Origin of the sequence: Wolbachia endosymbiont of Drosophila seguyi (genome assembly GCF_028981765.1) — a bacterium.
GTDB classification, from domain to species: Bacteria; Pseudomonadota; Alphaproteobacteria; order Rickettsiales; family Anaplasmataceae; genus Wolbachia; species Wolbachia pipientis.
On sequence record NZ_JAPQLM010000001.1, the window covers coordinates 1 to 7809 of the forward strand.

General features: G+C 35.0%; 7 protein-coding genes, 1 tRNA gene and 1 pseudogene. 5 read left to right on the forward strand and 4 right to left on the reverse strand.

Annotated features, from left to right (window positions below; all coding sequences use genetic code 11):
* Positions 1-66 precede the first annotated feature (66 nt).
* From OZD62_RS00005 to walE1, 4 genes are all read right to left on the reverse strand, one after another.
* Entirely contained in the window at positions 67-525 is a 459-nt protein-coding gene (locus OZD62_RS00005; RefSeq protein WP_275019152.1) for a hypothetical protein, read from the reverse strand.
* A gap of 135 nt (positions 526-660) precedes the next feature.
* Positions 661-735, reverse strand: a tRNA-Gln gene (locus tag OZD62_RS00010).
* Positions 726-1061, reverse strand: coding sequence for a divalent-cation tolerance protein CutA (cutA, locus tag OZD62_RS00015; protein WP_006279213.1), 336 nt, complete (start codon positions 1059-1061; stop codon positions 726-728). The genes OZD62_RS00010 and cutA overlap by 10 nt, the downstream gene beginning before the upstream one ends.
* A 441-nt stretch (positions 1062-1502) precedes the next feature.
* Entirely contained in the window at positions 1503-3026 is a 1524-nt protein-coding gene (gene walE1, locus OZD62_RS00020; RefSeq protein ID WP_275019153.1) for an actin bundler, read from the reverse strand.
* 155 nt (positions 3027-3181) lie between these two features.
* On the opposite strand from walE1, the gene OZD62_RS00025 reads away from it, so the two are divergent.
* From OZD62_RS00025 to OZD62_RS00045, 5 genes and pseudogenes are all read left to right on the forward strand, one after another.
* Complete coding sequence (locus OZD62_RS00025) at positions 3182-3397, forward strand: hypothetical protein (RefSeq protein ID WP_006279848.1); 216 nt, start codon at positions 3182-3184, stop codon at positions 3395-3397.
* Between the two features lie 82 nt (positions 3398-3479).
* The gene (gene hflK, locus OZD62_RS00030; protein ID WP_275019155.1) at positions 3480-4514 is read left to right on the forward strand and encodes an FtsH protease activity modulator HflK; all 1035 of its coding nucleotides are present in this window, start codon (positions 3480-3482) and stop codon (positions 4512-4514) included.
* Between the two features lie 2 nt (positions 4515-4516).
* Positions 4517-5389, forward strand: a complete 873-nt coding sequence (gene hflC / locus OZD62_RS00035) for a protease modulator HflC (RefSeq protein WP_010962867.1) — start codon at positions 4517-4519, stop codon at positions 5387-5389.
* A gap of 3 nt (positions 5390-5392) precedes the next feature.
* Positions 5393-6886 carry a DegQ family serine endoprotease gene (locus OZD62_RS00040; RefSeq protein WP_010962868.1) on the forward strand — a complete coding sequence of 498 codons (1494 nt, stop codon included), beginning with the start codon at positions 5393-5395 and terminating at the stop codon, positions 6884-6886.
* Positions 6887-7002: 116 nt separating this feature from the next.
* Positions 7003-7732: pseudogene (locus OZD62_RS00045) on the forward strand (hypothetical protein); the annotation flags it as partial.
* Between the last annotated feature and the right edge of the window lie 77 nt (positions 7733-7809).

Below are 7809 nucleotides of genomic sequence, written 5' to 3' on the forward strand. Positions count from 1 at the left end.
CTAGCTATGAGTAGGGTTATGTTAAAGAGGGAATATGCTTGAATTTACTAGTTTCCGGACAACCTCTTAACGAGGTTTACTCCTTTTACCGAAAAAAATATAATTCAATCTCCTATCTATAGTTGCCTCTATATCTTTGATTAATAGCTGCTTTATCATGTTTACTTTTCGCTTTGCATCTTGAGCTTGACGCTCATTGTTACCACTGTTATTGCTGTAATTATTCTTATCACTATAACTACTGCCACTTGGTTTGCTACTGTTACTGAACTCACTACCCTTTTTTCTTCTTGTGTTGAGTATCTGTATTATCTTTTCCTTTAAAAAGGACTTCCAGCCTGTGCCAAGTAATAATTTATAGAGAAAATGCGGAGTAAGAAACGCCACTAATATTCGAATAGAAATTCCGTAACCGAGATCTTCCCTATTTTCATAATACCACTTGCAATATTGAAACAAACGGTAAAACGCATTTTTGAAAGAGCAAAATTCTACAGCATACCAAAAACCATTGCTGAGAAACATGAGCACAATGCTGAATGTGTAAAGATACATTGTGAAGAGAAACAGTTTCACAATTATATCTTTTAGACTACCTAATATATAATTCAATAATCTTAATTTATAGAAAAGTGATATCATTTCACACCCACTTCAATATGGCTGGGGTGGAAGGATTCGAACCTTCGCGTGGCGGTATCAAAAACCGCTGCCTTACCACTTGGCTACACCCCAATACTACTTACATCAATAACACTATTAGCCCAATTAGTAAAAGATTTATTTGCTTTTTCTATGGGCATCACAGCAATAGCTGGCTGATCATAAGAATGCATTGCTTCGATTTTTTCTACAATTTTATCAACTTGATCATTCCTGCTCTTCATAATTGCCACTACTTCACAACTATTACTAATTTTACCTTCCCATAAATACAGAGAATTCACTTCGGGAAATATATTTACACATACAATTAATTTCTCGTTTAACAATTCTTCAGAAACAGTTTTAGCCTCCTCAAAATTTGAAAAAGTTGTATAAACCAAAACTAAATTATTCATTAGTAGCTACATAAATGCATTGCTACTATACTCTACCGAGATTTATTCATCAAGAGAAAATAACGCCAGCGCGTACTGTATGAACATTTGTTTGCAAAGGTAGTATGTTAAGTGTTATAGCTAGTTTGCCTCAAACGTAAAGGTGTCATCCCAGTGCCCCTGTGATGTCATTCCAGTGCTTGACACTGGAATCCAGTTTTCCATATAATCTCATCGAAAACGTTGTAACCACTTCCTATGCTAGTTTGCTTGTAAACAAGCAAACTTTCCTGGATCCCAGTGTCAGCTACTCGGATGACACCTTTCCTAGCAGAGAAATCACAATGTTCATACGGTTGTACGCATACCGCTGGGATCTAGGATTTTTCTATAGTTTAAAAACAAAAAAAGGACGTTACTCATTGAGTAACATCCTTTTGGAGAAGGTAGAAGTTTTACTTATTACACTGTTCCTGGAGTTGCTGTAGCTCTTGAGTTGACAGGTTCTGCACTAGGTTGATCTAGAGATGCGCGTCGTTTTGCCAACTTTTCTTCGAGTTCTCTGTCAAATTCTTCTTTTAAAGGAAGAACTTGTTTTCTTGTTAGCGTAGAAGAACCAGAACCCATTCCACTATCAGTAGAATTACTGTGAGTGAGAGTTCTGTTACTCAAACTATCCAGGTTTTGCTCCACAATAGGATCACTGAGAACATCTTCACTGAAAGAACTTTGTCCATTTAAGTTAGTCAATGAGGCGCTTCTAGGTAGTTCTGGTGGAGCAACTGGAGTAAGCTTAGGAGTTAAGCTACTAGATGAATTGCTTCTACGGACTGTTGCAAAGTTCTGAGAATCTGAATCAGAGACAGTAGCAGTACTTTCAGTTCCTATAGAATTTAGTGAATTGCTTTTTGACAAGCTGTTAGATTGTTCAGAGCCTTTTCTTCCCAGTGAAGAGAATGATGATGACACAGACCTAGTTAAACTTTTGACAGAAGGCCTGTTAGCTTTTTTCTCTGCTCTGTCAAACATATTGCTTACGCTTGAGTACAAATGATTTTCTCTACATTCTTTAATAACCTTCTTAATTTCATCGTGATGTTCAGAGAAAACACTGTCGATGAAATAACTACCTTTAGGTAATGACCTTTGTGTTAACAAGTTATGCAAGCTTTTTTCATTTAAATTATTAATGAATTCTTTCTGTACTTGCCATCCAGAAGTATGTTCAATCTCCCCTGATTTTGCCTTCTCTGCCATTTTTAAATCAATTTCTGACGATATTCCAGAAAGTATATTTTTCACTAACCCAGAATTATTTCCTTTATCAGCAAAAATTGCTTTCATATCATTTCTTATTTCGTCAGATTTCTTAATTGCATCTGGAGTAAACCTTTTTACCTTATCTAAATAGTCCGTCTCACCAGATGCCTTATGGAACTTATTTGCCACTCCTTCGCCTACAAAACTAGCGCCTTTTTTCAGTGAATCTACTGAATGTTCATAACCTTCTTTCACCTTATCTTTAACATGCATAGCACCATCTCTAACTTTTCCGGCAGCGTATGTTGATGCGTCCTTAACTTTCCCAGCAGTATATTTCGCCCCATCAACTGTTTTTTCTGCTGACCACTTGAGCCCTTTATATCCAGATTGAACTGCTTTTACAGCGACTTTTACAGCGAAATATAAAGCAAGACCAACTATAGCACCCGGTATAGCAAGTGTTGCACCAACTGCCAAAAGTGGTAGTACTGCCGTAAATAATCCACTTGCTGTACTTACTACAAGAATCTTATCTCCTTGTTTCATCTTAGAGAATTCTGTATCTCCTTTTAACAGGTCAGTCATTCTTTCTTTTAGCTTCTTGTGATCATTAGCAATATCTGAATTTGGTAGATTTTGCATCGTTTTATTCAAATCAAAACTATCTTCTGGTTGGTTTTGTTGAGTTCCAACAGAATTTGAATTTTTTTCATTACGTAACATTTTAAACCTCACTATTAATTAAATATATTATAATTGTATTCCTTGATTCTTAAGTTAGTGTTAAATTGATTGCCAGTATTTATTTGTCTTCAAATAATTTCGCTTGACGTGTTTTGTGGTAACATAGAAAATTAGGTCAAGAAGCTGCAGCATTTATGAAGTATAGAAAAAGAACACTCATCTTTTTGGCTGTTATAACTTTAATAATAATAGCTTTACTATTTAGGTATAATTCCCATTTTCACAAAGACGTAGTGCACTTAAAGAGTGACAACAAAGAATTCAAAAAAAAGCCAGAAAATTCCATAGAGTCGACCATATTACATAGAGAAAAGGAAGTGTACGATCATGTTTTCCATCCTGATGATTAATTTGTAAATAAAATAGCAATTTATGTTTGCATTTTCTTATTAAAGAAGTAATATTAGCGTATTAATTATAGAATCAATCATTATGTTTGATGATAATAATCCTTGGAATCTGGGAAAGAAACCGGTAGGGAACAAAACTCCTGATAATGAAGATATTTTAAGTAAAGCTGTATCTGATATAAGGTTCTTTCTTAATGGATTAACCAGAAACAGGGGCAAAAAACCTTATTTCATCATTTTCATTATTTTGCTGTTCTATGCTTGCACTGGCTTTTATATTGTCCATCCTAGTGAAGAAAGTATAGAACTTACCTTTGGTGAATATTCTAATACAGAAACACCTGGTTTGCGTTATCACTTCCCCTACCCTATTGGCAAGGTTTTTAAAGTGAACGTTAAGGAAGTAAATCGTGAAGAAATTGGGGTAAGTAGTTCTTATGGGCGAGATACAGATCGCGGTGAAGGCGTGATGCTAACTGGAGATGAAAATATAGTCAACGTTAACTTCGAGGTTCAGTGGCGCGTTAGAGATGCTAAGGACTATTTATTCAAAGTGCGGGATTACAAACCCGGTTTCAGTGTTAAAAATGCTGCTGAAAGTGCCATGAGAGAAATAATAGGTAAAAATACGATCTCTTTTGCACTTGGTCAAGGCAGACCAGAAATTTCTAGAGATACTAGAATTCTATTGCAGCAGATTCTTGATGGATACCAAATGGGTATAGAGATTTTATCTGTTCAAATGAAAAAAATTGATCCACCAGAAAAAGTAATTAGTTCGTTTAGAGATGTACAAAGTGCTCGTGCAGACAAAGAGCGTACTATAAACGAAGCATATGCTTATAATAATGATATTATACCTCGAGCAAAGGGTGAAGCGATAAAGATAAAATTAGATGCACAAGCATATGAAAATGAAATAATAAATGAAGCAAAAGGTAATGCAAATCGCTTTTTATCTCTTTATGAGGAATATAGACAGAATCCTTCTCTCGTTAAGAATCGTATTTATCTTGAAACTATGGAAAATATTTTCAGTAAGGTAGAGAAAGTTGTCGTAACTGATGATCTGAAAGGTATGTTTTCTTATTTACCTCTTACAAATTTAGGAAAATAACCATGAGTAGTAATATTAAAATTGTTTTTGTTTCTGTATTTGTTGTTTTATTGATTGTTTTATTTAATTCAATATTTGTTGTGCAAGAAACAAAGCAAGCGATAGTTATACAACTCGGTAAAGTTGTAAGGGATGTTAGGGAAAGTGGCTTATATTTTAAGTTGCCATTCATAAATAGTGTAGAGTTTCTTGATAAAAGAGTTTTAGATTTAAGTCCTGATAAGATCCCAAGGGAAGTGATAACAGCGGATCAAAAACGTATTATAGTAGATGCGTATGCAAAATATAAAATAACAAATCCTGTTACTTTTTACCAGGCTGTGAGGAATGAATCAGGTCTGGTTAGAAGATTATATCCGGTTATAGAAGCACACATAAGAGAAAATATAGGCAGATTTTCGTTGATTAGCTTGTTGAATGAAAAAAGATCAGAGGTTATGCAATTGATTCAGCGTGGAGTTTATTCTGAAGCTGAAAAATTTGGCATAGAAATAATAGATGTAAGAATTAAGAGAGCAGACTTACCAGAAGAAAATAGTTCTGCAATATTTCGCCGTATGCAAACTGAAAGGGAAAAAGAAGCAAAAGAAATTAGAGCAGAAGGAGAGCAAGCTGGGCAGGAAGTTAGATCAAAAGCTGATAAATTAAAAAGGGAAATTATCTCCAGTGCAGTAAAAGAATCGTACGAAATAAGGGGCCGTGGTTATGCTGAAGCAACTAGAATTTATAATGAGGCATTTAAGGTCGATGAAGAGTTCTTTAACTTTTATCGCTCTATGAGCGCTTACAGTAAATCATTTGCCGAAAATAATACTAAATTTGTACTTTCACCAAACAATAACTTTTTAGATATTTTAAATAAGGGGTGGAAATAGTCTATGAAAAGTAAGGCATTTATTTTATCTATATTTGCATATTTTCTAATTGCGTTTTCTTCGTATGCTAATATGTTTGATTGGAATGCAAAAAAGGTCGTTGATGCTAGCACTACTGCATGCAACTGTAATCAAGGACTTGCCGATTTAGTGGAAGAACTCATTCCTGCGGTTGTAAATATTTCAAGCGAACAAATCATCAAACAAGAAAATAACAGCAGAACTAGAGTTCCATCTATGCCAGGAAATAATTTTTTTGATGATTTTAGAGAGTTTTTTGAGCATTTTGATCAGTTTTTTATGGATAGGGGCCCTAGTGTTAACAAAGAGGTGGTGTTGCTTGGTTCTGGGTTTATTATAGATAAAGGTGGAACTATAGTAACCAATTATCACGTTATTAAAAACGCCAAAGATATCACAGTTACTATGAACGATAATACTTATTTCAAAGCAGAAGTTTTAGGCTATGATGCAAGAACTGATCTTGCTGTGCTTAAGATTAATTCTGATAAAGATCTTTCTTCTGTTGCATTTGGTGATTCTGATAAAGCAAGGGTTGGTGATACGGTTATGGCAATAGGTAACCCATTTGGTTTGGGTGGCTCTGTAAGCACAGGAATTATATCTGCAAGGTCCAGGGACATTAGTATTGGCACTATGAATGAATTTATTCAAACTGATGCTGCAATTAATAGGGGTAATTCTGGAGGACCGTTATTTGATTTAAATGGAAAAGTTATAGGTATTAATACTGCTATCTATTCTCCATCTGAGTCTGGCGGCAACGTGGGTATAGGTTTTGCCATACCATCTAATTTAGCTATGTCAATTATTGACACATTAAAAAGTGGCAAAAAAATAAAACATGGTTGGCTTGGTGTGCAAGTTCAGCCTATAACGAAAGAATTTGCTGAGTCCTTGGGTTTAAAAGATATAAAAGGCGCATTAGTTGCAAGTATAGTAAAGGATAGTCCTGCAGAAAAAGGTGGGATTAAAGTAGGTGATATATTATTAGAATTTGACGGTAAAAAAATCGATAGAATGACACAATTACCTCAAATGGTTTCAAGAGCTGGACCTGAGAAAAAAGTGCAAGTTAAGTTACTTAGAAAGAGCAAAGAGGTTAATATTAAAGTTGTGATCGGAGAATCTACAAATGATGGCCAAGATAACAATCAAGAAGAAAATAAATCAACATCTGATTATGTAACCGGTTTAACTGTTTCAAATCTGCCAAAAGAATCAAAAGAAAGTAAAAATAATGTACCTACAAAAGGTGTGATAGTTACCAATGTAGATAGTAACAGTAATGCCACGTTGCGTGGTATTAAAAAAGGAGACATTATTATCCAATTAGATGGAACCGATATAGAAAATACTAATGATTTTCAAAAACAAGTTGATTCAGCAGTAAAGAAAAACGGTAAAGATTCAATAATGTTGCTCATTTACCGCAATGGAAATCAATTCTTTACTTCGATAAAGTTGAAGAAATAGCACTCGTAGGTTATTTACTAAATTAGCAGCATTGTAAGCCTGTCACTGTAACACCTCAATCTTACAAGACAAATCAAAACTATTAAAGTCTACATTCCATTCACTAAAATACACATATGGATAATATAAATTTTCTAAAATTCATTGAACTGTGCTTGCAAACAGTGGTGCCGGGATGTGAGTATAATGATTATCAGTACATAAAAGTCATAGCAGAAAGGCTGGAAGCAGCGAATGCTGGGGAAGTAAGGCGCATAATATTCAATATGCCTCCGCGTTCAATGAAGTCCATATGTATGAGTGTTGCGTGGCCCGCATGGATACTGGGCAACTGCAAGAATAATAGTTGCAAGTTATTCTAAGTTGCTTAGTGAAAAACATTCGCTTGATACCAGGTGCATAATGCAATCTGATTGGTATAAAGAACTATTTCCAGAGGTAGAACTATCCAAAGACCAGAACACTAAATATAAATTCCAAACAGTGCAGAGAGGATACAGAATCGCAACATCAGTTGGAGGAACATTAACCGGTGAAGGTGGTGACTCTATTATTGTGGATGATCCGCTTAACCCTGCTCAAGCTTTGAGTGAAACATTTAGAAAACGTGCCACAAACTGGTTCGATCAGACTTTAGTAACGAGACTCAACGATAGAAAAAAAGGAGTAATTGTGCTTGTGATGCATAGGCTCCACCTGGAAGACTTAACTGGGCACCTCTTATCTAAGCCAAAAAACATATGGCATCACATTTGTTTGCCAATGATTTCTGAAAATAAGGAGGTTATTTATTCAATTAATAACCATACTGGTGTCATTCCAACCCCCCCTCCTGTCATCCCAGTGCCCAGACACTTGTATCTGGGATCTCGTTCCTTAACTTTATAGTGTAAATTATTTCAAATTGTGTCTAGCTGCAAGTA

Excerpts from the sequence above, each read along its gene's own strand:
- OZD62_RS00005 (WP_275019152.1), bottom strand. The coding sequence starts at position 525 with ATGTTTCTCAGCAATGGTTTTTGGTATGCTGTAGAATTTTGCTCTTTC.
- cutA (WP_006279213.1), bottom strand. The coding sequence starts at position 1,061 with ATGAATAATTTAGTTTTGGTTTATACAACTTTTTCAAATTTTGAGGAG.
- walE1 (WP_275019153.1), bottom strand. The coding sequence starts at position 3,026 with ATGTTACGTAATGAAAAAAATTCAAATTCTGTTGGAACTCAACAAAAC.
- OZD62_RS00025 (WP_006279848.1), top strand. The coding sequence starts at position 3,182 with ATGAAGTATAGAAAAAGAACACTCATCTTTTTGGCTGTTATAACTTTA.
- hflK (WP_275019155.1), top strand. The coding sequence starts at position 3,480 with ATGTTTGATGATAATAATCCTTGGAATCTGGGAAAGAAACCGGTAGGG.
- hflC (WP_010962867.1), top strand. The coding sequence starts at position 4,517 with ATGAGTAGTAATATTAAAATTGTTTTTGTTTCTGTATTTGTTGTTTTA.
- OZD62_RS00040 (WP_010962868.1), top strand. The coding sequence starts at position 5,393 with ATGAAAAGTAAGGCATTTATTTTATCTATATTTGCATATTTTCTAATT.